Annotated in this window: 25 protein-coding genes; 12 read left to right on the forward strand and 13 right to left on the reverse strand. The window is 53.8% G+C overall.

Features of this window, described 5'->3' with window-relative positions; genetic code table 11:
• Nucleotides 1-37 precede the first annotated feature (37 nt).
• The 4 genes from AAFH99_RS15150 (at nt 38) to AAFH99_RS15165 (ending at nt 2,036) form a co-directional block, all read left to right on the forward strand.
• Entirely contained in the window at nt 38-562 is a 525-nt protein-coding gene (locus AAFH99_RS15150; protein ID WP_406828141.1) for a helix-turn-helix domain-containing protein, read from the forward strand.
• 157 nt (nt 563-719) lie between these two features.
• Entirely contained in the window at nt 720-1,115 is a 396-nt protein-coding gene (locus AAFH99_RS15155; protein WP_406828142.1) for a type II toxin-antitoxin system RelE/ParE family toxin, read from the forward strand.
• Nucleotides 1,116-1,120: 5 nt separating this feature from the next.
• The gene (locus AAFH99_RS15160; RefSeq protein WP_406828143.1) at nt 1,121-1,564 is read left to right on the forward strand and encodes a helix-turn-helix domain-containing protein; all 444 of its coding nucleotides are present in this window, start codon (nt 1,121-1,123) and stop codon (nt 1,562-1,564) included.
• Entirely contained in the window at nt 1,539-2,036 is a 498-nt protein-coding gene (locus tag AAFH99_RS15165; protein WP_406828144.1) for a hypothetical protein, read from the forward strand. Before AAFH99_RS15160 ends, AAFH99_RS15165 begins: the two co-directional genes overlap by 26 nt.
• A 25-nt stretch (nt 2,037-2,061) precedes the next feature.
• Here the strand turns inward: AAFH99_RS15165 and AAFH99_RS15170 are convergent, their stop codons facing one another.
• The 3 genes from AAFH99_RS15170 to AAFH99_RS15180 form a co-directional block, all read right to left on the reverse strand.
• Entirely contained in the window at nt 2,062-2,664 is a 603-nt protein-coding gene (locus tag AAFH99_RS15170) for a hypothetical protein (protein ID WP_406828145.1), read from the reverse strand.
• 169 nt (nt 2,665-2,833) lie between these two features.
• On the reverse strand, nt 2,834-3,820 hold the full coding sequence (locus tag AAFH99_RS15175) for a GTP pyrophosphokinase family protein (RefSeq protein WP_406828146.1): 987 nt from the start codon (nt 3,818-3,820) through the stop codon (nt 2,834-2,836).
• Nucleotides 3,817-4,908, reverse strand: a complete 1,092-nt coding sequence (locus AAFH99_RS15180) for a nucleoid-associated protein (protein ID WP_406828147.1) — start codon at nt 4,906-4,908, stop codon at nt 3,817-3,819. Before AAFH99_RS15180 ends, AAFH99_RS15175 begins: the two co-directional genes overlap by 4 nt.
• Before the next feature lie 329 nt (nt 4,909-5,237).
• Here AAFH99_RS15180 and AAFH99_RS15185 point away from each other — a divergent pair, with 329 nt between their 5' ends.
• Genes AAFH99_RS15185 through AAFH99_RS15200 form a run of 4 tightly spaced genes read left to right on the forward strand, consistent with a single transcriptional unit; the run spans nt 5,238 to nt 6,336 of the window.
• On the forward strand, nt 5,238-5,567 hold the full coding sequence (locus AAFH99_RS15185) for a sigma factor-like helix-turn-helix DNA-binding protein (RefSeq protein ID WP_406828148.1): 330 nt from the start codon (nt 5,238-5,240) through the stop codon (nt 5,565-5,567).
• Nucleotides 5,564-5,905 (forward strand): hypothetical protein, encoded by a 342-nt coding sequence (locus tag AAFH99_RS15190; RefSeq protein ID WP_406828149.1) that lies wholly within the window; start codon nt 5,564-5,566, stop codon nt 5,903-5,905. The genes AAFH99_RS15185 and AAFH99_RS15190 overlap by 4 nt, the downstream gene beginning before the upstream one ends.
• A complete protein-coding gene (locus AAFH99_RS15195; RefSeq protein WP_406828150.1) occupies nt 5,902-6,153 on the forward strand; it encodes a pyocin activator PrtN family protein in 252 nt (83 codons plus the stop codon). Before AAFH99_RS15190 ends, AAFH99_RS15195 begins: the two co-directional genes overlap by 4 nt.
• A gap of 3 nt (nt 6,154-6,156) precedes the next feature.
• Nucleotides 6,157-6,336, forward strand: coding sequence for a hypothetical protein (locus tag AAFH99_RS15200; protein WP_406828151.1), 180 nt, complete (start codon nt 6,157-6,159; stop codon nt 6,334-6,336).
• Between the two features lie 55 nt (nt 6,337-6,391).
• On the opposite strand, the gene AAFH99_RS15205 is transcribed toward AAFH99_RS15200, so the two are convergent.
• The 3 genes from AAFH99_RS15205 to AAFH99_RS15215 form a co-directional block, all read right to left on the reverse strand.
• A complete protein-coding gene (locus AAFH99_RS15205; protein ID WP_406828152.1) occupies nt 6,392-6,727 on the reverse strand; it encodes a hypothetical protein in 336 nt (111 codons plus the stop codon).
• Nucleotides 6,714-8,498, reverse strand: a complete 1,785-nt coding sequence (locus tag AAFH99_RS15210; RefSeq protein WP_406828153.1) for an FG-GAP repeat domain-containing protein — start codon at nt 8,496-8,498, stop codon at nt 6,714-6,716. Before AAFH99_RS15210 ends, AAFH99_RS15205 begins: the two co-directional genes overlap by 14 nt.
• Nucleotides 8,499-8,741: 243 nt before the next feature.
• On the reverse strand, nt 8,742-9,812 hold the full coding sequence (locus AAFH99_RS15215; protein WP_406828154.1) for a tyrosine-type recombinase/integrase: 1,071 nt from the start codon (nt 9,810-9,812) through the stop codon (nt 8,742-8,744).
• Between the two features lie 147 nt (nt 9,813-9,959).
• Here AAFH99_RS15215 and dusA point away from each other — a divergent pair, with 147 nt between their 5' ends.
• From dusA to AAFH99_RS15230, 3 genes are all read left to right on the forward strand, one after another.
• Nucleotides 9,960-10,937: a tRNA dihydrouridine(20/20a) synthase DusA gene (gene dusA / locus AAFH99_RS15220; RefSeq protein ID WP_406828155.1), complete on the forward strand. Its 978-nt coding sequence runs from the start codon at nt 9,960-9,962 to the stop codon at nt 10,935-10,937.
• Between the two features lie 128 nt (nt 10,938-11,065).
• A complete protein-coding gene (gene tal / locus AAFH99_RS15225) occupies nt 11,066-12,010 on the forward strand; it encodes a transaldolase (RefSeq protein ID WP_406828156.1) in 945 nt (314 codons plus the stop codon).
• 21 nt (nt 12,011-12,031) lie between these two features.
• Nucleotides 12,032-12,505 (forward strand): TerB family tellurite resistance protein, encoded by a 474-nt coding sequence (locus AAFH99_RS15230; RefSeq protein ID WP_231491784.1) that lies wholly within the window; start codon nt 12,032-12,034, stop codon nt 12,503-12,505.
• On the opposite strand, the gene AAFH99_RS15235 is transcribed toward AAFH99_RS15230, so the two are convergent.
• From AAFH99_RS15235 to hrpA, 7 genes are all read right to left on the reverse strand, one after another.
• Nucleotides 12,499-13,152 (reverse strand): STAS domain-containing protein, encoded by a 654-nt coding sequence (locus AAFH99_RS15235; protein ID WP_231491786.1) that lies wholly within the window; start codon nt 13,150-13,152, stop codon nt 12,499-12,501. The genes AAFH99_RS15230 and AAFH99_RS15235 overlap by 7 nt on opposite strands.
• Before the next feature lie 287 nt (nt 13,153-13,439).
• Nucleotides 13,440-14,699, reverse strand: a complete 1,260-nt coding sequence (locus AAFH99_RS15240; RefSeq protein ID WP_051687131.1) for a PP2C family protein-serine/threonine phosphatase — start codon at nt 14,697-14,699, stop codon at nt 13,440-13,442.
• Nucleotides 14,683-15,633, reverse strand: a complete 951-nt coding sequence (locus AAFH99_RS15245) for a VacJ family lipoprotein (RefSeq protein WP_231491787.1) — start codon at nt 15,631-15,633, stop codon at nt 14,683-14,685. Before AAFH99_RS15245 ends, AAFH99_RS15240 begins: the two co-directional genes overlap by 17 nt.
• A gap of 161 nt (nt 15,634-15,794) precedes the next feature.
• Nucleotides 15,795-16,628 carry a DUF2063 domain-containing protein gene (locus AAFH99_RS15250; RefSeq protein WP_406828157.1) on the reverse strand — a complete coding sequence of 278 codons (834 nt, stop codon included), beginning with the start codon at nt 16,626-16,628 and terminating at the stop codon, nt 15,795-15,797.
• Nucleotides 16,618-17,502 (reverse strand): DUF692 domain-containing protein, encoded by an 885-nt coding sequence (locus AAFH99_RS15255; RefSeq protein WP_406828158.1) that lies wholly within the window; start codon nt 17,500-17,502, stop codon nt 16,618-16,620. Before AAFH99_RS15255 ends, AAFH99_RS15250 begins: the two co-directional genes overlap by 11 nt.
• Nucleotides 17,503-17,530: 28 nt before the next feature.
• On the reverse strand, nt 17,531-17,851 hold the full coding sequence (locus tag AAFH99_RS15260) for a hypothetical protein (protein ID WP_043318922.1): 321 nt from the start codon (nt 17,849-17,851) through the stop codon (nt 17,531-17,533).
• A 287-nt stretch (nt 17,852-18,138) separates the two neighbouring features.
• Complete coding sequence (hrpA, locus tag AAFH99_RS15265) at nt 18,139-22,053, reverse strand: ATP-dependent RNA helicase HrpA (protein ID WP_406828159.1); 3,915 nt, start codon at nt 22,051-22,053, stop codon at nt 18,139-18,141.
• A 174-nt stretch (nt 22,054-22,227) separates the two neighbouring features.
• Here hrpA and AAFH99_RS15270 point away from each other — a divergent pair, with 174 nt between their 5' ends.
• The gene (locus AAFH99_RS15270) at nt 22,228-23,709 is read left to right on the forward strand and encodes a peptide MFS transporter (protein WP_043318925.1); all 1,482 of its coding nucleotides are present in this window, start codon (nt 22,228-22,230) and stop codon (nt 23,707-23,709) included.
• Nucleotides 23,710-23,897: the final 188 nt, after the last annotated feature.

Here is a 23,897-nt window from a genome sequence, read left to right on the forward strand (position 1 = left end):
GGTAATATTACCAGTCAACACCAATGGAGCTAGAGCTGTGAGTAGCACTGCTAATAAAATCCAACCAATGGAAAAAAGACGCCAACTCACCGCACAGCAAAAGATCGCGCAGCAACGCCTGCGGGAGATTTGGCACGCTAAGAAAAAGCGCCTGGATTTAACCCAGGAGAAGGCGGCGCACCTTATCGGCTGGAGCTCACAGGGGGCAGTGGCGTCATACCTGAACGGCAGGATCGGGTTGAATACCGACGCGATAATGAAGTTCGCGAAGCTGCTGGAAGTGAAACCGAGCGATATCGATCCAGATTTCCAGTGGGGCGAGATGGTCCAGATTGACCCGTTTGGAGAGGGCGCAGGCAAGTTCTTTGGGGGCCACAAGCCAATCGACCCCGACGAGGTCTATGGGGATAACACCTCCAAGGTGCAGGAAGCCGATATCCCCCGCCACGTCCGCGACTTGGTAGACGCCATCCTCAAGCGCGCCCGCGACGGATCACTGACCAAAGAACATACAGCAGTACTGAAGAGCAGCCTGGAACTGATGACCGGCGACAAGAAGTAGTCAAAATGTGAGACAATTCTCACAAAGTAAGCGCTGAGCGCCCCGCAACCAAGGGGTTTTGGAAAACAATAATGGCAAAATAGCCAAAACAGGGAGCGAGCAATCTTGATCTTTCTGAACTTTCCGCTAAACATGTTAACTAATAGGTTAACAACCTGTGAACCTCTCTGATATAGTCGCGCCCTCTGATTGGCGGATACTTGTCGAATGTGACGAAGGTGGCAATTCAGAGCTAGATGAGGTGATGAGCGGCCTGACCGATGGTGAGCTCGCTGGATGGTTGAAGCTGCTTGAACGAGCGGCAATAGTTGGCCCAAAGAACATCCCCAGGAACAACCGGCACCACATAGATAAACCCAATGATATTTACGAGTTTATTAAAGGGAAGTGGCGCCTATCCTTCTTTTATGATGAAGGAAATATCGTCGTATGCGGGCACATGTTCCGCAAGAAAACACAAGAAACTCCTAAAAAAGATAAGAAGAAGGCGGCTAGGCTAAAAGAGCGCTATCTGAATGCTAAAGCCGATGGAACATTAACAATCGTGGAGTAGGTAATATGGCTCGTCTCAAGGATCTTTTTGCACGCATTAAGGATACCCCTGCGGCCAAAGCTGCCGAGATACAAATGGATCTCGCTCTGATGCTTGAGTCCGCAATGGACATGAAAAACATGACCAAAGCAGACCTCGCAGGAGAACTAAACTGCAGCCGCTCATACGTCACTCAAGCGCTTCGCGGCGATAAAAACTTCTCAATCCTCAGTTTGACAAAAATGGCAACTGCTCTGGATTGCGAGGTAAAAATCGCTCTCATGCCCAAGGCCATTTATGACGAAATGTTCAAACGACTTTCTGCAGTTATTAAAAAACAAGAAGCTGAGCGCGCCAAGGCGGTTCAAGCAGAAATGGAACAAGTAAGGAATAAGCCCGCCAAGGTAATTGATTTAAACCAAATTAGAGCGGAGTGTGACGACAGTGAAACAATCTATATTGCAGCTTGATCACTACACATTTGTAGACTTCTCAGTTAAATGCAACCTTGCTGCCGAACTGGAAGATATGCCGGATGCGTTCCATGTGGACGACCTAGAGTTTTCACTAGAGCAGTTCGATGTTGCCCAAGAAGAGGGTGAACCTCGTCGCGCCACGATTAAGCTGAATGTAAAATCTAAGTCAGAAGATATTAGTAAAGATAGCTTTGGCTCATTTTACTCTATCAATATCGAAGTGATTGGCTACTTGGCATTTACTGACGAAGCCCCTGATGGCTACAAAGAAGATCCCGTTAATGCAGACAAAGTTTTGGTGTTCAATGGTGCCAACATACTCTATGGCCTAATGCGAGACCGTTTGGAGTCTATAACTGCATCTATGCCCTGGGGACGCGCGATCCTACCTTTAGCAACGTTTGACGGATTAGTGAAAACCAACGTCACTCAAAGTGAAGCGGAACCCCAAAAGGCCGCGCAATAAAAAAAGCCCGCCGTATGCGGGCTTTTTATTTACTTACCGCCTTGCCTTGCTCTACCTCCGGAAAGGCCTCTTTAAGCACCACCTCTAATCTCTGAAGTGCCACATTTGCGTTAACCCATTCGGCAGGATAACCCTCAGTGTTAATCTCCGGAGTTTTGTCCGCGTTAAGATGGATGATATTCCTATACATCCGCAAATCATGCAGTTCTTCCGCCAGTCCCGAATCAATTACTGCACTCTCATGGAGCCCATTAATAAACCCTTCGAAATTTCGTCGACCCGATATGGGGATTTCTGCGGCCCGACAAAACTCTCGACATAACACTTCAATAATCGCTATTAGAGGCAAAGTGCAATGCCATACGTACGCCGCCCCAGCTGTTCCAAGCAAGTTCCAAACATGTAAGTTCCAAGCGTTCACATCGCAAACTTGTGAAATTTGGCACACCAAGGTTTTGTGTCCGGAATCAAGGTAAGGCCAGCGAGGCCTTAATTCACTAAATTTTCTAATATACCCTTGTGGAAACATCGCATTTACTGACTTGCCCGTTTCCCGCCACCCTTGAGTCAGAGCCTCAGCATTTCTTTCAAACTGCTCCCTTACATGTACAAATTCTCTGTACCGCACCTGACACTCCAATTATTAAAAATAGTGACAGCATTTCCCCAGCGGCTTCACAATAGAGCAGCTGGCGGTCTATCTCTGCCGCAACAGCACCCACCTCGAATAGCGATTAACGCAAGGTTCCGATATTTGTATAGCTCTATAGCTAGCCACGGAGGAACAAGCCGGCTCCTCAATCGCCGCCCCAAAGGCTAACCCCAAGATCCGAGGCGAAGGGTTCCAAAAGTTTTCTATCTAGCGGCCAGTCTGCCAAAAGACGGTTTTTCTTGCGTTTGATCAGCCAATATATAAAAAAGGCTACGCTCTGCTGATATAGCGAATTTTCAGGATAATGCTGCTTAATACAATCGGGAATAAAGGGATTGCTTTCAACTAGTGTTTGAATATTTTCAAACAAACCCTCCCCCAAGAGATCTTCAAACTCATCCCAAATCACTAAAGACGATTTCTGATTAAATGGCTTGATACCTGTGCGGCTATAGTAGAGTCCATCTAGCCTATCCAGAATCCCAAGCTCAACTAAAGGCCCGCTATTCAGTTGTCTGCTAACGTCAGCAAAGAAATCATCAGCGGTTTCAATGAGTGCGATACTTTTAGCAACCGTTCTGTGCACTTTAGGTTGCACAGTCCGCTTCGCTTTATAAACGGCGTCATGCGTGAGCTCTGCATGAGCATGCTGCAGTAAAGTCCTAATCTGTAGCTCACAAGGCGTTGAGCTAGGAATACTCACCCCATCAAATTGAACATCCTGCTTTGGACGAACCACATAATGCACCGACTGATAGGTGAACAGGAGTGGGGAGTTTTCTTTGTCAAGATCAAAGTGTTTACAGGCGTCAAACGTCCAACTCTCAGAGCTTTCGACTACTTCACAAATCCTACTTATATCTTCCAACAAAAGAACAACAAATCGAGCGCCGACCTTGTCTTCAATGTCATTGTATGGGTCTGAATAATTTTTGCCTGGGCGGTAAAATGCCTTATCAATTAATGACTTATCATCTTTAAGCCTGACTTTCGCAGGAACCTTTAAAAAAACTCCCAAATCCACGCCTTTGTCGACTAAAGATTCAGATATCTGCTCGACAACAAAATCACCCCACGCTTTGTATATAGGCTTCTCTGATTGCCACTTTTCTAGAAACTCTGGCTCATTCATTCTTGCTGGGTAATCTTGTCTTTAACAATGATTTTTGTCCATTGCTGTACCGCTCCAGATTCATCGGGGTCACCATCAATGGTCTCAATATTTATATAGTCTTTAAATACGTCAGATGGTGCAATAATTTTTACGTTCTTACTAAATTTCACCTGGCGAGTCTTTAATTTACCTTCTATATGCTCCAGATCTCTGGTAAATGCCGTTGTAGGCAGACCGGCATCCTCCATGTGAGCTTTAAAGTCATCCTGAAGATCAGGGTCGAAATAATTTGAGGCAAAATCCGCGGCACCAATAGACGACGATGCACCAACCTTCAAATAGGTATTCAAGGCGTTGAAATAATCACACTTCTTTTCTGCAGAAACATTCAGCCCATCAATAAATGAATTCGCCGCATTGTAAAACTGCATTGTGGTTCTAGCGCTTGTCTGCGGATATCCGCACCCAAGAAACCCAGAGTAAAAATAATGCGCAGCAGCGGCACCATCAGCTTTACTGATTTGATAGTCAGACACCATTACAGCAAACTTTTCGTTAAGGTTTTCAAGGTCCGCTGCAGTAGACTTTTCAAAAAACGCGGCAGTTTTGTACAACCTAGTACCGGGTGTAAGCAATACTTCCTCAACGAATTTCAGAGAAATTTCCTGAGTTTCTTCGTTAACACTTTTTTCGTAAGCACTGTGTATTTCGGCTTTGATTATACCCAAAAATCTTTGCTGAGGATGCCCTTGCTTCCCAGTAAAAACAACGACTATCCCCCCTGGGATAGATTTAGTGTTCTGGGCAAAGCTCAGCTTTCTGGCAACTTCGTACGAGGATTTAGCGAAGTCATCATCGTTTTGGTCGATCAAAGTAGCGGCCAATTTCGGCAAAAAGGTATCGCCGTGCTGCACCACTTCCATTTGAACGGCCTTAGATCCTTCACCAAGCGCATCCCGCACTCTCGAAATAAACGCGTCCATGGCACTACTATCAAACTTAGTAAATTCGTGGCTCTGACGAGGCTCAACTACTTTACCTTCCTCATCGCGCTTATAAATTTGGTGAATTATTATTCTGTCGACTGATAAATTGTTTAACTGCATTGGAAGCTCAGCTGATTCATATTGAATGGCACCGTCAGCATTATTAGGTTGGGCTGACTCGAAGGGTCAAACAGGGATGCTCAGGAGAAATCGTCGGCACGAAGCCTTGCTTTGAAACTCACAAAATTATCCCCGCTCTTACTGTGACCCGATTGGCATTTTTAGTGCCAACCTGAGCATACCAGCACCCTATAGTCACGCGGAACCCCCGCCCCGTTACACGCCATTACAGCCCCATCCCGAACCATTCTCTCAAAAAATATTACCTTTCGCTTGACCGGTAATATTACCGCTGGTAATTTTTATATCAGGGACACGGGAGAACACCAATGCAAACCACCTACCGCAAGCTGGCACCACGCCAGGCTGAAGCGCTCGTACATCGAGCCAAGGGACTCAGCAACGCCGAGACCGCCACCGTAATGGGCTGCTCCAAGGCCAACGTATCCAATCTGCTCACCGAATGTTTTTTCAAGCTGCATGCCCGGGGCTGTCCGGATGCGATTGCCACCGCCATGAAGCACGGAATGATCCAGCTGTGCGTACTGATCACCCTGCTGGTGACTGCCACCGGATCTGGCAGCGACCTGCTGCGCCCGCGCATGCCCCGCCGCGGCGGCCAGGTGGTACGAATCCGCAACCGGGAGGACCTGGTATGAACACCCCCAATACTGTCGCAAACACACTGAAGCAAGCTGTCGACGCATACCCAGGGGCATCAGCCCAAGCGCGTCTCGATTACCTCGAAAGTGCAGTACAGGTCGCCATCAGCCGACTACAGCGGCAACTGCAACCCGAAGCGCTGTTGGCAGACCTGCGCGGCGCCATCGCCAGCACTGAGCACTACGTGAAGCTCGCCGGCAAAGCGCGTGAGCCCGCCGAATGGGCCGCCCGCCTCAGTGGCGCAACCGAAGTGCTCAAGCTTCGCCTGGAATTGCTCGCCGACAACATCGAAGACCGCAGCAACCTGAAACCAAAGGAGCCCACAGCCGCATGAATACGCTGTTTTTACTCATGGCGGAATACGGCAGCGCGGACATACCCCTGCGCCAGTGCTGCAGCAAATATTTTGGAGTAGGTGAGCGCAAAGCCGTCGAGCGCGCCCGCCTGCAGCAACTGCCGGTGCCGTGCTATCGCGGCGGCAGCCAGAAAAGTGAATGGCTGATTAGCGCTGCCGATCTGGCAGGCCATATCGATAAGTGTCGCGCAGAAGCGCAGCACGACTGGAAAAGACTGAACGGGTGACGCATGGGAAATAGCAACACGATTGAAGATCTCAAGGCCGAGCTACGCCAGCGAGATATCGAGATTCGCGAGCTCAAAGGGGAGCTTGCCCTGGTGAACAGTATTGCCCACTACCGTCTTACTCTGATACGGGCACGTTGCGGAACGCAGCTGGCGAAAATGGAAATGAAAAGTGATCAATGAAGAAAAGGGACCTCCAGTTACTGTTAACGTCAGCAACTGAAGGTACCAGTAATCACTAAAAATCAAGCTGGCAGACTACGCCATCCGCAATGTAGTACTGAGCTAAATGTAACGAAACCCTCCCACCAACAGTAAAAAGGGGAACATATTCATTAGGACATACAACATTCAACTCAATTAAGGCTTGCTCATTTACCCCTAAGCTTGATTCACACTCTTTTACTATCGATATGAACGTTCCCAAGTGTTCATATCCCTCCAGCTTGAGGCCAGGACGCAGGCCCGCATTAATCACGGATCCGTCTTCCGCAACTTCAGTATCTCTGGTTTTAACATCTACTGTAAGATGAAGAATCTTATCTTTAGGACTGTCGAGTTTACTCGGGGTCATATTCCTTTAACTCCCTAATTCCCCCAAAGGAACCATCAATATCTGCATTCAGTGTCGGCAAAGTGGTCGCATCGTAAGCTATCCATGGACGCCCTCCGTCTCCGGGATCAGTACCCGGCATACCTGCGTTTATCACAGTTGGCGACACCCAAACTTCAAGCATAGTCCTATGAAAATTGATAGGATCTGCAATATATCGCATCCCCTCCGTCGCATACCAATCTGCATCTTTAATTTTCCTCCAAAACTGAACTATTGACTGATTGGGGCCAATGGAAAAGGCGTCATTTTGCTGGATCAAATTAAGCTCATAGTCATCAACAACGCGCCAAATCGGCTCTTTCTTCGGCCTAGAGGTCGCTTCTTCAATCGTAGCGGCAACTATTGGAATCCAGCGCAGAAGTCGCAGCCATCGAATTCTTGCTGGTTCAAGTTGCTCTTCACCAGGAATAGTTTGGCCAGGGTTCTCTAGTGCGCCATTCATATACTGGATGCCGAAGAGCTCCTCTACGATGTCTGAAAACTCTATAGCTGCGTTTGAACCAGCTACAATCTCGCTACGTGCTCGTATCCCTCCAAAAACCTCACTGTACCTAACAGCCAATTGATTGAATGCCGAGTAATCAGGAACAAGTCTGGTTTCATATACTGTTGCATCTACGAACCAATACACTTTACTCGCATCATATCCATCGTATGGAAACCACTCAGCGAGATCTGAGCCTAAAACATACCAGCAATCATAACCAAGACACGCAGCGGGATACGCAGTACTTGAAGATATAGCTCGCAATAAAACGACCGGCCAATCTTTGGTAACAGAATCGTATTCAGCATTATCAATAAAGTATTGATCATCTTGCAGCCAAAGATAAACCTCCTCAAAAAATGATTTAAAAGAAGAGTCTATGGCTCGAATGTGAGCAACCCCATTACCACTAGTGAAAATTAACTGATCTTTAACCCCTGAAATTCCATCCAGATTGTTAACTGTCGAGCCAGCTTTTCTCAGGAAGATGTCATTTGAACCGTCATCGTTGAAATCAAGTACAGTAGCAACTACATTCGATGCAGCCCAAGAAGCACCATTTATATTGGGATTCTGTACATAAGAAAAGGTTTTATTAGAGTTCCTCTTGACGACATATTCTGGCGCACTTCCTGCGATCGGTCTTACATATAAATCTGTACGCCCATCACTGTTTACATCTCCAGTTAAAACTTCGTAATCTCCCACAGGGTGAGTCGCGCCCCCACCTGCTGCATTAACCGTTATCTCAAGAAGTTCCTGCGACCCGGTGCCAGTACCGGTACCGGGCCCTCCCGAGGTATTCTGGTACCCATGCCCTATTTTCGCTTTATACGAATAAACTCCATTAGGTTTGTCCTCGTTAGCAGATAGGCTTATCCACTCCTGCATTGGCGGGTAATTACTATTTGTGATGTATCTGTCAACAGATTGAAACTTAACAGTTTCCCAGCTTCCCCCTACGAACTCCTCAATTGTCAATGAAACCGTTACTATACAACTGGGGTATGGACAACCTCCAACTTGCGTTTTTGCTGTTAACGTGTATTGCCCAGTGCTGCTCTCCGTGCCATCTAATCCTGGGCCACTAACGATAAAATCAGCGTTGGCTGATATAGGACTCAATAGGAATAAAGATAGCAGTCCAGTTTTTAACCACCGTTCAGCCTTGGTAATTGCGCTAGCTTTATATTGAAAAAACGTACCACTTACTCTATCCAAAAATTTCAAAAGAAATTCCATTTTCGGCTCCATTGTTACTAGATCACTACAAACTATTGCGGCATTAGCTGGCGTTGGATCATATTTCTCGAATCGTGGAAACACCTATAACAGCCACTTTATTACAACACACTGAATTTACGGCCTGGCACGCCACTCCTCTTTGAGCACAAAAAAAGGCGTCACTTTTGTGAAAAAGGACACCTTTAAATAAACTGGGAAACTGTGAAAAAGTGGGAATGTTAAACTTTAATTGCCTCGCTGCTAGTCACATACTGGATGGTAACGCCACCCGTTATATTTATCCTGCTCACCAAAATCATACAGATGCGTGTACCGCTTCAGGGTTCCCCAGGAACGGTGCCCTGTGATCTGCGCCACACGGTGAATCGGTAGACCTCGCTCGAACCAGTAACTGGCCGCCTCATGGCGGAAGTCGTGAAAACGCAGGTCATCGATGCCCAGTACCTTCTTGATCATCCCGAAGCGGTCGCCCACTGAGGTGGGGTTGTAGGGGAAGATAAATTCGCTGGTTTTCGGCTGGCGCTCAATGATGGCCAGCGCCTCATCCGGAACGTGCACCCAGTAGCTCACGGGGCGCACCGGATCCTTGGCATCCCGCACCAGTATCTGCTGCTTGTCGCGGTCCAAGTCATCCCAGCGGAGTTTGGTGATTTCCTCCTGGCGGCGCGCGGAGAAAATGGCGAACAACACCAGCTCACCCAGCGGAATGATCAGGTGGCGGCTGCCTGCGCAATAGTCCAGAACCTTCTCCAGCTCCTCGAGCGTTGGGCGACGGTCGCGCTGCTCCGCCTTCTTCACCATCTTGGTCTGCGTCGCCACATCAAACGCAGCACTTACCTCTGCGGTTGCGATCGGCCACTCGCGGCTGGCCGCAATCGTCTTGAACGCCACCGACAGCCACATAATGTCGTTCTTCACCGTCTGCGGCTTTGCCTCTTTGAGGCGGCGGCGGAGGTAATCCAGGATATCGGAGCGGCGCAGATTCATCGCGTCGAGGTCGGCCAGGTCCGGCCGATTGATCAGCGCCTTGATGGTGGCGAGCTTTGATCGCCCGAAGTTACCCACATCGATAAAGTCATCCAGGTAGGTCTGCAGCACATCGCCGACCGTGTAGCCGCGGCACTGCTTCTTGAGTCGTTCGGTGGGATCCTGCAGCTGCATTTCCCGTCGGTCTGCCCACGCCTTCGCCTGGGCTTTTTTGCCGAACGTCTCGCTCTCCGTATAAACTACCCTTCCATTCTGAAATAGACGGATCTGCGCTGTGTAGCGCACCTCACCCTTCGCGTTTTTACGCGCCCTGATGGTTGCCATGATTCCCCACTGGTACAAGCCAATTCCCGTACCAGAAATGTACCACACAGGTACAAAAAATGGGGTAAAACGGGGTTAAACTGGTACACAACAGGGGTGACACCCAATCCGGTAAGGCCAGATAAATCGCAGTAAAATCAAGTAGTTATGTCGAAAACCCATTCTCACCGCTTCTGCACCGCACCTCTGATGGACTGGAGTGACAGACATTGTCGCTACTTCTGGCGCCTGTTCAGCAAACGGGCACTGCTCTATACCGAGATGGTGACCACCGGCGCGATTCTATTTGGCGACAAGCGCAGTCACCTGGATTTCAATGTAGAAGAGCAGCCGGTGGCGCTGCAGCTGGGCGGCAGCGATCCAGAGGATCTGGCACGCTGCACCGAAATTGCCGAACAGTGGGGGTACAGTGAAGTAAACCTGAATTGCGGCTGCCCCAGCGATCGGGTCAAAAAGGGCCGCTTTGGCGCCTGCCTGATGGCGGAACCGGACCTGGTCGCAGAATGTCTTGGGGCCATGCGCAGTGCGGCTTCCATTCCGGTGACGGTGAAACACCGCATCGGAATCGACGATATGGAAGATTACCCGGGGCTCACACGTTTTGTGGAGGCCCAGGCGAGGGCCGGCATCACCACGTTTATCGTGCATGCACGCAAGGCCTGGCTGAATGGGTTAAGCCCGAAAGAAAACCGGGAAGTACCGCCGCTCAAGTATGAGATGGTGTATCAGCTGAAGCGGGACTACCCGGAGCTGGAAATTGTGCTGAACGGCGGCATCAACTCGATCGAGGAGTGTCAGACACATTTACAGCAACTCGATGGTGTTATGCTCGGTCGCGCCGCCTACCAGACGCCAGCGGTGCTGGCGGATGTGGACGCCGCGCTGTTTGACGGCGAAGCCGGGCCGACACCTGCGCAAGTGGTACATCAGATGCTGCCCTATATTGAACGCGAGATGTCCAGGGGACAGAGCCTCAAACATATTACCCGGCACATGATGGGATTATTCCAGGGTGTTCCCGGTGCGCGCCGCTTCCGCCGACATCTGAGTGAGCGCGCACATACCGCAGGGGCCGGGCCGGAAGTACTGGAACAGGCGCTGGCCATGGTGACCGACGCGGCGTAGCCTGGCCCGAGGGATTGGTGGATGCGCCTGCGGCTTATCCACCCTACGGGTGGCTCGTATTTTGTAGGGTGGATAAGCCGAAGGCACATCCACCAGATAATTATTTTGAACGATAAGGACGTGGGGAAATGAACAAACTGGAACAACTCAAACAACGCAGCCTGGTGGTTGCGGATACCGGTGATATTGAAGCGATCCGCCGATACCATCCACAGGATGCGACAACCAACCCCTCCCTACTCTTTAAGGCCGCGCAGCTCCCACAATATCAGCAGCACCTGAAAGGCGCCCTCGCCTGGGCGGAACAGAGCGGGAATGATGTCATTGCCATGGCGTCCATGAAACTGGCGGTTTCCATCGGCAAGGAGATTCTGCAGATCGTACCCGGTGTGGTTTCCACTGAAGTGGACGCGCGCCTGTCGTTCGATACCCGCGCCAGTGTGGAATATGCACGCAAGCTGATTGCTCTGTATGAGCAGGATGGCGTGGCCCGCGATCGGGTGCTGATCAAGCTCGCATCCACCTGGGAAGGCATCGCCGCCGCATCGGTGCTCGAGCGTGAGGGTATCCACTGTAACCTGACCCTGTTGTTCAGCCAGTGCCAGGCCGTGGCCTGCGCCGAGGCCGGGGTGACCCTGATCTCGCCATTTGTGGGCCGTATTCTCGACTGGTACAAGGCCAGTACCGGACGCGATGACTACACCGCCGCAGATGACCCCGGCGTACTCTCCGTCGCCAGCATTTACGAATACTACAAATCCCGTGGCTACCCCACCATCGTAATGGGCGCCAGTTTCCGTAATACCGGCGAGATTGAGGCGCTGGCGGGCTGCGACAAGCTGACCATCAGCCCGCAGCTGCTGCAGGAACTGCAGGATGACGAAGGTGAGCTGGCTGAAGGTCTCGGCAGCGACGTCACCCCACAGCCCAAGCCCGCTGTACCGCTGACCGAATCCGAATTCCGCTACCAGCTGAATGCCGATGCGATGGCCACAGAAAAGCTCGCAGAAGGCATCCGTAACTTTGTCGCGGACCAGCTGAAGCTGGAAGAATTGCTACAGGAAGCACGCTGATACCCACCGGAAAAGAGCTAGATGATGCTGCAACACATTCGCAAACTGTTTGATCAGATCGGCCGCGGTGAGAGCGTGGAAGTGCACCCGGAAAAAGACGTACGTATGATCAGTGCCGCGCTGATGGCGGAGATTGCCACCGCAGACCAGAAGGTCGACGACCGCGAACGCAGCACTCTGCTGCAACTGCTGAAAAGCCATTATCAGCTGGACGAAGACACCGCACAGGCGATGGTGGAGCGCGCGCTCAGCGAGCGCAATGAGGCCACCTCCCTGTACGAGTTCACTCAGACGGTGAACGACCATTTCAGTGAGCGGGACAAGTACCTGCTGGTAAAGCAGATGTGGCAGGTGGCATTTGCGGATGGGGAAATCGACGCGTTTGAAGAGCATCTGATACGGCGGGTGGCCGAACTGATTTATCTACCTCACGGTCTGTTCACCCGCGCTCGTGCGGAAGCGCGGGATTTGCATAGACCCGATGGCGGTCAGTGATTGACCAGGGATTTGTGGCTGTGACGGGAGTGGCCGCCCGAGGTGTGACCATGAGAGGTGCGGCCGTGTGAGTGATGATTACCGGCGTGCGCTTTACAACCGCGATCAACGGCTTCAGTTTCACTCTCTGACACACGGTTGGAGGTTTCAGTCGTTCCACCACCCTGCTCACTTTCAAGAGCATGAACCAGGTCGCGGAAAGTATCTGCGTTCTCTTTGTTCATGCTCATAAGCACCCGGTGCGCTTCCAGCACCATTTCACGGGCACTCTGCTCATCGGGGGTATCGCATTTCAAGGGGGTAGGCTCAGCCTGGTAGGCATCGGACTCGCTGGAGAAATCCATCAGATCATCGAACCCCATGGAGTCCAGCAGGTGCAGAAGACCGCGGTCGTCGCACAGCACCAGCGGTTTGCCACCATCACTCTCTTCACTGCGGAAGGCGATTTTGGCCATAAGACCCAGGGTCGTGCTGTCTACACCATCGGTGTCGTGCATATCGAACACCACACTGCGAAAGTCGCTCTGCGAAAACATCTTGTCGATAAAGCTATCGAAAGATGTACACAGGTTGAGGCGTACATCACCCACCAGTTTGACAACATAGATGCCCTGGTGGTCACCAACCATTATCTGCCCGGACTGCATAGTTGACCTCAGTCACACCCTGCCCTGTTCCCGAGCGCGGATGCGAGATGGTTAAATTGCGGCTTGTGACCGCAGCACGCTTCCTTGTGCATACCTTTGCATATCGGCCCTGATCGCGTGCCTTAGTGGTGCACCCGATGGAACGATTGCCCTAAAGTGGGCGGAGCTTACTCCTGCCCGACAGCGCTGACAAGACCACTGTGGTACCGGTGGGTCTTGCGGACAGTATGCAGCAATTTTCGGGCCTACTGGTGACCGGCTGGCCACTTTATCGCCAGGAGAGAGTGTCAGTCTGCCGCCAGATCTTGCCGCAGTGTGAGAATGGTAATGTCGTCGGGGAAGGACTCGGCGGTATCCACCTTGAGTGCGGCACACAGGCTATCCAGGTCGCCACGGCTGCGGTCGATCATCTGCAGCAGCTGCTCTTCTTTTTGCAGCAGATCGCCATCCAGCAATTCGAGAACGCCGTCTGAGCAGGTAACCAGCCGCCAGCTGGAAGGAAGCGCGCAGTGGCGCACTTCCCAGCCGCCGCGATGAAACAGCCCCAGTGGCCGCCCCTTGCCCGTCAGCCAGTGGGCGCCATCGCTGGTCACCAGCGCTGGCATGGGCACCTGACCGGCCACCGCGTAGTGCAGCTGGCGTGCACGACTGTCCACCACCCCCACAAACATACTGGCGTGTTTATCGAGACTGGTGCCGATCAATTCCGCGTTGATCATTTCCAGAATATCGATGAGATCCTGGTCAATCGTATTCAACTGGCTGAACAGCGGGCGTTCCCGCAACAGGTGCATGATGCTGTGCTTGATCAGCGCCGTCACCAGTGCGGAGGAAACACCGTGACCGGAGACATCCACCAGATAAAAGCCCACAAAGCGTTCGCCAAACAGGCCGTAATCGATAAAGTCGCCACTCAGGTAGAGAGATGGTTGCAGGCGATAAGCCGCTTCAATACCCGCCGGGTAATAGTACGGGCTACGCGGCAGCAGGTGTTGTTGCAACTGGCGCCCCGCCTCGTGATCGCGCTGCAGCAGCTCAATGTGCTCGTGCAGTTCCCGGTTACGCTCTTCCAGTTGCTCCCGGTAAGCACGATTTTCCCGCGCCAGATCCTGTGCTTCGGTCACCCGGGTAATGGCGTGAGTAATCACATCTTCATCAGCCACGGGCTTGAGCAGGTAGTCACTGGCACCCAGGCGCAGGGCCTGTACCACATCGCTGACTTCACTGTTGGAAGCGAGCACCACCACGGGCGTTTCCGGGCACAACCCTTTCACCTTGCGCAGCACCTCCAACCCCCCCATATCCGGCAGGTGCAGGTCGGTTACCACCAGATCGTGCCGGGCCGGGTCAAAACAGCCGATGGCCTCCACACCGTTATCCACCAAGGTAACGGTGTAGCCGAGCTTTATCAGAGCTTTTTGAACCTGCTCCCGGCAGGGTTGATCGGATTCAATCAGGAGCAGGCTGTGACGCCCACCGACGACCTGGCTGGCGCCGGGATCGTCGTGTGCGCTGGAGACATTCTCCGTGTCAGAAATCGTATTCATCCAGATCGCCGCCGAAGTCGTCTTCCTGTTCGCCATCGTTGATCAGGAACTCCCGGCGCTGCAGGTATGCATCGCGCATGAGTACGTAGCGGTCGCGGTCTCCCTGTAACAGTGACTCAGCCTGAAGCAGGCTGGCGCGGGACTGAATCACGTCCACCATCTTAATGGTGTATTCCAGCGAGTTGGGATCCACATAGTAGGTCAAGGGGTTGGTGTACCACATGACCACTTCGCCCGGGAAATCACGAATGGTGGACGGCCCCAGCATAGGGACCACCACATAGGGTCCGGAAGGCAGGCCCCACACCGCCAGGGTCTGGCCAAAATCTTCACCATCGTTGGGCTCGAGACCCATGTGCTGCGCCACGTCAAACAGCCCGGCAATACCCACGGTGGTATTGATAAGGAAGCGTCCGGTGTCATTGCCCGCCTGCTTCCACTTCCACTGCAACACATCATTCAGAACATTGTTCAATTCGTGTACATTGGAAAAGAAGTTGGAAATACCGGTCTGCATAAAGATCGGCGTAATCTGGCGGTAGCTGGTGGCGGCAGGCTTGAGAAACCAGCGATCCGCAGTGTCGTTGAAGCGGAACATGGCGCGGTTGAAGCCCTCCCAGGGGTCGCGCTGCTCCGGCTCTTCGGCACTGGCGAATTCATCCGCCGGATCAAAGCCGTACTCATCTTCCAGTGCCGAGCCAACACCATCCTCGGCGGCACCTTCTCCGGTGCTATCGCTGGTGTCTGCTCCAGACTCAGCAAAAGGATCGGCATCTGTGTCAGCCACCGGAGCCGGAGCTTGTGGAGCAGTGGAAGCCGCTGGCGTCTCATTGGGGATTTCGGCGAATGGGTCCGATGCATCCTGCGCCAGAGCCAGGGGAGCCGAAAGGAATGTCGCCAATACCAAGGTATTGAGTGTGGTGCGCTCAAGCAAGTCCCTGCTCCTCGCAAAAAAGTGACGTTTCTTCAAACCAGAATCTTTTGTGTACGTTTGCACGATATTAACACTGGCCGTATTGCCAGCATAGCAGCTGGCAGTTTTCGCCAATGGCATTGAGAGAGGAAACACTCTTTATGGGTTCGCTCGCGGAAAAATCAATGGGGGTCGATGGACTGGAATCCGGCGATAATATCCAACTGATACATTTTCTGCAGAAGCTCTGCGCCAAAACCCAGTAACTGCCGGGGTTCAGGGTGCTGCATATCCTGCGCCAGCTGCAGAATCAAATCCTGGGCGCAGACCCGGTTTGTTTCTTGCGCCTGCTCCATCAGCTGCAACAGGTGCAGCGTTGCTGGATTGGCTTCCATAAAGCGCACATCGTCCTGGCGATTGCGGTAGACCACAAGACAGGTGATTTCCGCGGCAGGTTCAGCAGGCTGATATGCCGGGCCAATCTCGTGTACCGGGTATTGATAGCTGAGGCTCCACGCCAGGGGAGAGACCACTGGAGCCCTTTCCAGCGCAGTCTCCGCCGATTCAAAACCGCCCAGGCCGTCTGGGAACTCTTCCGGGCTCACATCCAGCGCCAGCTCTACCCACTCGTAATGGGCCAGCTCCAGCATGAACGGTGGATCCTGCGCACTGCGTGGATTCTGCGCGCGCTCATTCTGGAGATAATGCAGAAACTCTTCACTGATCTGTAAAAAATACGGGCTGTGGGAGCAGTGGTGCTGAACAAAATCCCGCACCATGGCATGCCAGTGGTCATCGGCGATGATGCTTCGCAGCACGGGAAAGCCGCCGGCAATAAACGATTCGATATTGTTGTAAATCAGGTCGCGATAAATAGCCATGCGGCGATCTTCGATCTCCGCTGGCGCCGCCACCTGCTCCGGTGCACGCAGGTGTGCGGCAAAATACTTCTGCATCAGCTGAAAGCCGGCCGTCCGCGCCTGTTCCGGCTTTTCGTCAGCGGCATCATCGCGCATTGAGCAACTCCGGTGAATTCCCCGACACACCGCGACCTTTCATTGCTGCAGGTGCGGTAGCCTGATACTGGCGCACCCGGTCCACCTCCCGGTAAAGCTCCGGCAACGGTGGAATATTGAAATCCCGCTCCAGCAGTGTGGGCATGGGGCCGAAGGCGGTGTAGGCCTTCTGCAACAGATCCCACACCGGGTCAATCACCGGAGCGCCATGGGTATCCACCTTGAGATCGTCTGCCTCGTCATAGTGGCCCGCTACATGCACGTACCGAATCCGCTCTGCGGGTAGCCCGTACAGAAAAGCTTCCGCATCGTAGTGATGGTTGATGGCGTTGACATAGATATTGTTTACATCAAGCAACAGGTCGCAGTCCGCCTCTTGCAGCACAGCATTAATAAATGCCAGCTCACTCATTTCCTGACCTGGGGCCGCGTAATAGGAAACATTTTCCATGGCAATGCGCTGTTCCAGTATGTCCTGTACACGGCGAATACGCTCCGCCACGTAGTGGACCGCCTCCTCGGTAAAAGGAATCGGCAATAAATCATACAGGTGTCCGTGATCGGAACAGTAACTCAGGTGTTCGCTGTAACAGCGAATATTGTGTGTGTGAATGAATTCCCTGATGGAACGCACCAGGGCCTCATCCAGCGGCGCGGGTGCGCCGATGGATAAGGAAAGACCATGGGTAACGAACGGAAACCGCTCGGTGACTTCCCGAAACCAGCGGCCGTAGCGGCCACCGACACCGATCCAGTTTTCCGGTGCCACTTCGAGAAAGTCCACCGCGGCCGGATCCAGTGTCTCACCCATCATCGAGCGCCGCAGCCCAAGACCTGCGCCCTGGACCGGGTGTTGCCGTTGCATGTCACTCATGATCTTAGTGGGAAATGCGCGGGGCTAATCAGCCGCCGCATTTACCTTCACCACATTTGCCCTCTTTCTTTTTACCTTCACCACACTTGCCTTCGCCACATTTACCTTCTTTCTTTTTGCCTTCCCCACACTTGCCTTCGCCGCACTTACCTTCTTTCTTTTTGCCTTCACCACATTTGCCTTCTCCACACTTACCTTCCTGTGGCTTGTCCTGGGCCATCTTCAGGTTGTAACCGGCAGACAGCTCAGTGGCGGTGAACGGATTGGCCGCAGTGGAAGTACTGAGGGTGGCGGAAGCGATAAAGGCAGCACCAACGGCAGCTGCGATCGGCAGATTCTTCTTGTTCATGATGGATCTCCAGTGGGATATCAAAAAGTTAACTTCACGCTTACGGCGAGTACACCGTCGCTCCCGGATTATAGTGACTCGAGAACGCAATGCCGCGCCTGTCAGACCAACGGTTCAGATTGTGGGTTCAATATCGTTTGCGGACAAACGCCCAAAGTGTGAACCAGGCCCACCGCCCGAATTTGTGCGGCTGATGACTAGTCGCCACAGCCCTGGAGTTCTTACACACAAACCGGCATTTTTTGGAACAGCGCTGTCAGAAGTGTGCGGTACGTCGCGTACCGCCGCTACTTCGAAATCTCAGACCAGATTTTACGCAGTCGCTTGATGGATACCGGCATCAATGTCTTGAGGGTCTGCGCAAATAGTGAGACGCGAAATTCCTCCAGCAGCCAGCGGTAGTGCCGCAGGTCTGCGTTTCCGGACAGCAACAGGGGATCCCGCGCGCTGGCGTAGTCCTGATAGGGCTCAAACGCCTCCAGAAATTCTGCGCTGAGTTTGCGGTCGCGGTTGGGGTCCAGCGCAGCCTTCTCCAAGCGGAGTTCAATACCTTTCAAATAGCGCCCGTACTGACGCAGCCAATCCAGCGGGGTGTGAAATAAAAAACCGCGATAAAAAAGACCGTTGATCTGCTGATTGATATCGCCCACCGCCATGGCCACAGCGAGGTTTTTCTGCTGTTTGATTTTTTTACGCAGTGGTACCAGTTGCGCCAATGCCTTGACCAGCAGCTCGCCCATTTCCTGGGCGACGGCGATCAATTGCTCACGGTTTTCCAGCGCCGCAAGAAAATCGTGCTCGCTGCACGGCCAGTTTTCGTCACGCCAGAAACACTCGCGCACCGCGGCCATCAGAATATCGTCTGCGACCTCTTCGCGACGGCCGAGATCCACAGCACTTAACCCCAGCTCCTTGCCTTTCAGTAGCTCCTTGCGCAGATATTTTACGGGCTCAGACAAGTGCAATAGTGCCAGGCGGCAGATTCCAGCGCGGGTATAGCTGGCCGCTTCGTCCGGGTTATCCAGCAGTTTGAGGTCGACGCTGTCTTTGTTGGCGATCAGCGCCGGATAGGCGCGCACCTTGAGGCCGCCCTGCTCCAGCTGGTGGGTTTGCGGCAGGTGGCCGAAATCCCACTGGATAATCCCTTCTCGCTCGAAGTCATCGCCGGCACTGGCCAGTTCCTGCTGAACGCGGTCGCGATAGCGGGCCTGCAGCACATCCAGCTCCCGCCCCTGATCCAGCAAGCGGCCATTTTCATCCAGCACCTGGATATTGAAGCGGTAGAAATCTTCCACCCCCTGCTCTGCCGACAGCCACGCATCTTCTGGTAGTTCCTGGGCGGTCTGGCGTTTCAACTCGTGAGCCAGCGCCTGCCATAGGGGGGTATTGTCCGGTTGCATACGCGGTAGCGCTTTATCCACAGCTGCAGGTACCGGCACAAAGTATTTGCGATACTGCTTGGGCAGGTTCTTCACCAGTGCGATGCACTTGTCCCGCAAGATACCCGGCACTACCCACTGCAGGCGCGCGGCGGGCACCTGGTGCAGGGCGCCGACCGGCACCTGGATACTGACACCGTCTTCCGCACTGCCCGGCTCAAAGTGATAGCTGAGCGGATATTCGATGCCGCCACTGGTGAGGGAATCCGGGAACTGGGCTTCGCCCACGTGGCCTGCGTCCTGCTGCATCATCCAGTCACGGGGTATAAACAGCAGCCTGGGGTCTTTCTGCTCCGCCTGCTTGCGCCACTTTTCAAAGCCTGCCAGGTTGACAATATCCTCGGGAATCCGCTCATCGAAGAAGCGGTACACCACCTCATCGTCCACTACAATATCCCGGCGACGGGATTTCGCTTCCAGGTCTTCCAGTTCCTCCAGCAGGTTTTTGTAGTGCTGGAAAAACTTCCCCTTACCGCGGTAGCGCTGCTCTACCAATGCCTCGCGGATAAACACTTCCCGTGCAGTGGTCGGGTCCAGCTTTCCGAAGTGGATGCGCTGCTTGTCCACCAGAACCAGGCCATACAGGGTGACCTTTTCAAACGCCATCACTGCGCCGGAGCGCGGATTGTAGTGGGGTTCAAAGTAATTGCGCTTCACCAGGTGCTCGGAACACCCCAGCACCCAGTCCGGCTCAATCTTGCCTACGGTGTGGGCAAACAGGCGGCTGGTTTCCAGCAACTGTGCGGCCACCAACCAGCGCGGTGGCTTCTTGAACTGGCCGGAACCGGGAAATACATGGAAGCGGCGGTTGCGACAGCCAAGGAACTCCCTGTTTTCATCGCGCACACCGATATTGCCAAGAAGCCCAGGTAATATCGCCTTGTGCACACTGGCGTAATCCGCAGGTTCCGGGTTCATTTTCAGATCCAGATCGCGAATCGCGACGCGCAGCTGGTGGTGAATGTCTCGCCACTCTCTCAGGCGGAGCCAGGATAGAAAGTTTTTCTGGCACCACTTGCGCAGCTGGTTCTGGCTCAGCTCCTGGCGCTGGGCTTCAAAGCCATCCCACAGGTTCACCAGAGTGAGGAAATCCGACTGCTCGTGCTGCCACTGCTTGTGCTTCTCATCCGACGCCTGACGTTTTTCCGCCGGCCGTTCGCGCGGGTCCTGCACTGCCAACGCGCTGACGATAATCAGCAGCTCGCGCAGGCTTTTGGTTTGTCCGGATTCCAACAACATGCGGCCGAGACGTGGGTCCAGCGGAAGGCGCGACAGAGCGTGGCCGGTCTTGGTGACATGCCCCTTGCTATCTACGGCTTTCAGTTCCTGCAGCAGACTGTAGCCGTCGTTGATCAGACGCTGGTCCGGTGGGTCGACAAAGGGGAAGTCACGGATATCGCCGATGCGCAGCTGCAGCATCTGCAGAATCACCGCGGCAAGATTGGTACGCAGGATTTCCGCATCGGTAAATTCCGGGCGCTGAATAAAATCCGATTCTTCGTAGAGGCGGATACACACCCCCGCGCTGACCCGGCCACAGCGGCCCGCGCGCTGGTTGGCACTGGCCTGGGAAATGGCCTCCACCGGCAGCCGCTGGATTTTGCTGCGGTAGCTATAGCGGCTGATCCGCGCGGTGCCGGGGTCGATCACATAACGGATACCCGGCACGGTTATCGAGGTTTCCGCCACGTTGGTTGCCAGCACAATACGCCGCCCCTTGTGCGGCGCGAACACTTTACTCTGTTCCGCGAGACTCAGGCGCGCGTACAGGGGAAGTACGTCGATGTGCGGTAACTGGGCATCCCGCAGCGCTTTCGCGCACTCACGGATTTCCCGTTCGCCACTCATAAATACCAGAATGTCACCGCCGCGACGGGGCGAGGATTTTTCCTCGTGCAGCAGTTCTTCCACCGCGGCGATGATCTGTTCATTGAGATCGGCATCGCTGTCTGCCGGCGGGCGGTAATGGATATCCACAGGATAGGTGCGGCCGGAGACTTCGATGATCGGCGCGTTGTCGAAATGTTTGGAAAATTTCTCCAGGTCGATGGTGGCTGAGGTGATGATCAGTTTCAGATCCGGGCGCTTGGGCAGTAGGGTTTTCAGGTAGCCCAGCAGGAAATCGATATTGAGGCTGCGCTCGTGGGCCTCGTCGATAATCAGCGTGTCGTAGCTATTGAGCAGCGGGTCCCGCTGGATTTCCGCCAGCAGAATACCGTCGGTCATCAGCTTGATATGGGTGTGCTCGGTGCTCTGGTCGGTAAAACGCACCTGGTATCCCACCGAGTCACCCAGGGACTGGCCCAGTTCCTCGGCAATGCGGTTGGCCACGGTGCGTGCGGCAATCCGTCGCGGCTGGGTATGACCGATCTGGCCGAAGACACCGCGCCCCAGCTCCAGGCAGATTTTCGGCAGCTGGGTGGTTTTGCCGGAGCCGGTCTCACCGGCCACCACCACAACCTGATTTGCCGCGATCAGTTCGGCGATCTCCTCCCGTCGCGCCACCACCGGCAGCCCTTCCGGCCACTCAACCTTCGGCAGTTTCTGGCGGCGAGCCTCTGCCAGGGCCACGGATTTCGCGACCCGCTCCTGAACCTGCCCAAGTATTCGATCCGCCGGCTTGCCCTCTTTCAACCGCCGACGCGCGTTACTGAGGCTGCGCCTCAGAGATTGGCGATCCCGCCCCATACATTGGGGGAGTAACTGCTCACACTGCTGGAGAGTGGCTTTGGGATCGGCGCTGCTAGGAGATTCGGGACTCATGAAACCGCTTTATTTGAGTGACTGGAGGTTCGGGCTCGCTGTTCGAGGCCGGGAATTATACCCGCTGTGGACCGGCAAGACCTGTCCCTAAACTTGCCTCCGGTGCGTCCCGTCTATACTCAGGGCATTGGCGCCTATTGCAACCTCGCGCCCTGTGCTTTTCCAGGAGTCTCCATGCAAGACCTCAAGCCAAGACCTCCCGCCTCTGCGGGGGAGATGATGGGACACCCGAAAGGTTTGTTCCTGCTGTTCGGCACCGAAATGTGGGAGCGCCTCAGCTACTACGGCATGCGTGGCATCTTTGTGTTCTATCTGACCTCCGCCGCAGCCGCTGCAGCCTTTGGCTGGGAAACACTGTCTGACACTGAGTTGCAATCCAAGGCACTGAGCTATCTCGGCACCTACGCCATGCTGGTGTACCTGACACCGATCCTCGGTGGCTGGATGGCGGACAACGTGTGGGGCCAGCGGCGCTGTATCATGTTCGGTGGTGCGCTGATGATGCTGGGTCAGTTTGCCCTGGGCTTCCCCCACAAATGGCTGCCCGATGGTACGCAGATCTACGGCCTGTGGATTGGCCTGGCATTGATGATTATCGGTAACGGCTTCTTCAAACCGAATATCTCCACCATGGTGGGGGACCTCTACGATGAGGGCGACAAGCGCCGGGACACCGCCTTCACCATTTTCTATATGGGGATCAACCTGGGTTCGATCCTCGGCTACCTGGTGATCGGCTGGATCGGCGAGAAGGTGGATTACCAGCTGGCGTTTGTGGTGGCGGGCCTGGGTATGTTGCTGGGTCTGATTCTGCAGGCGACCCAATCTGACAAACTGCTGGGGGAGATCGGTAACCAGCCATCGGCGAAGCTGGGCCTGAAGCCGAATCTCAGTGGTGAGGAGAAAAAGCGCCCACTGACGCCGGAGGAGCGCGACCGTATCAAGGTGATCCTGATCCTCGGCCTGTTTACGGTGATCTTCTGGGCCGGTTTTGAACAGGCGGCGGGGTCGATGAACCTGTTTGCCAAGTACAACACGGATCTGCACATTTTTGGCTTTGAGATTCCTGCCAGTTGGCTGCAGATGGTGAACCCGCTGTTCATCATCATACTTGCGCCTATTGTGGCGAGTATCTGGGTTGGGCTCGGTTCGCGGGAGCCGACGTCGCCGGCAAAATTCAGTCTGGGTCTGATTTTCCTGGGCCTGGGTTTCCTGTCTATGGTGGGCGCGGCGATACAGATTGGCGACTCGGAGACGGCCAAGGCGAGCCCCTGGTGGCTTGTGGTGGCGTATATTTTCCACACCATTGGTGAGCTGTGCCTGTCGCCCATCGGGCTGTCGATGGTGACCAAGCTTGCGCCCTTACGTTATTTGAGCGTGATGATGGGCTTGTGGTTTGCGTTTATTGGTATCGCCAACAAGGGTGCGGCAGAGATCGGTAAGTTGGTAGGCGAATCAGGGCCACTGGCGACCTTTGGTGGAGTGGCGGCAGCGGCGATTATTGCCGGGCTGATTCTGTTCTTTATTCGCGACAAGCTGGTGGACTGGATGCATGGTGCGGAGGAAGAACACACAGTGGTGAAAGACACTACCAAAGAAGAGATTGGCATCACCGCGGATCACGATGTGGCGCCTCAGAAAAAATTTGGGGAATAATTTTTAAGCCCTACCGTCATTCCGGCGCGAAGAGCCTGTGCCGGACTTGATCCGGTATCGGAATCCAGCGCTACGTAGTACTGGATGCCGGATCAAGTCCGGCATGACGGGCACTGCTGTCCCACAGTTTGACAGTCATGAGACCAGCCTCATTTGAGGCTGGTCTTTTTGATTGGGTGGCGGGCGCG

Source organism: Microbulbifer sp. ARAS458-1 (assembly GCF_045348205.1).
GTDB lineage: Bacteria > Pseudomonadota > Gammaproteobacteria > Pseudomonadales > Cellvibrionaceae > Microbulbifer.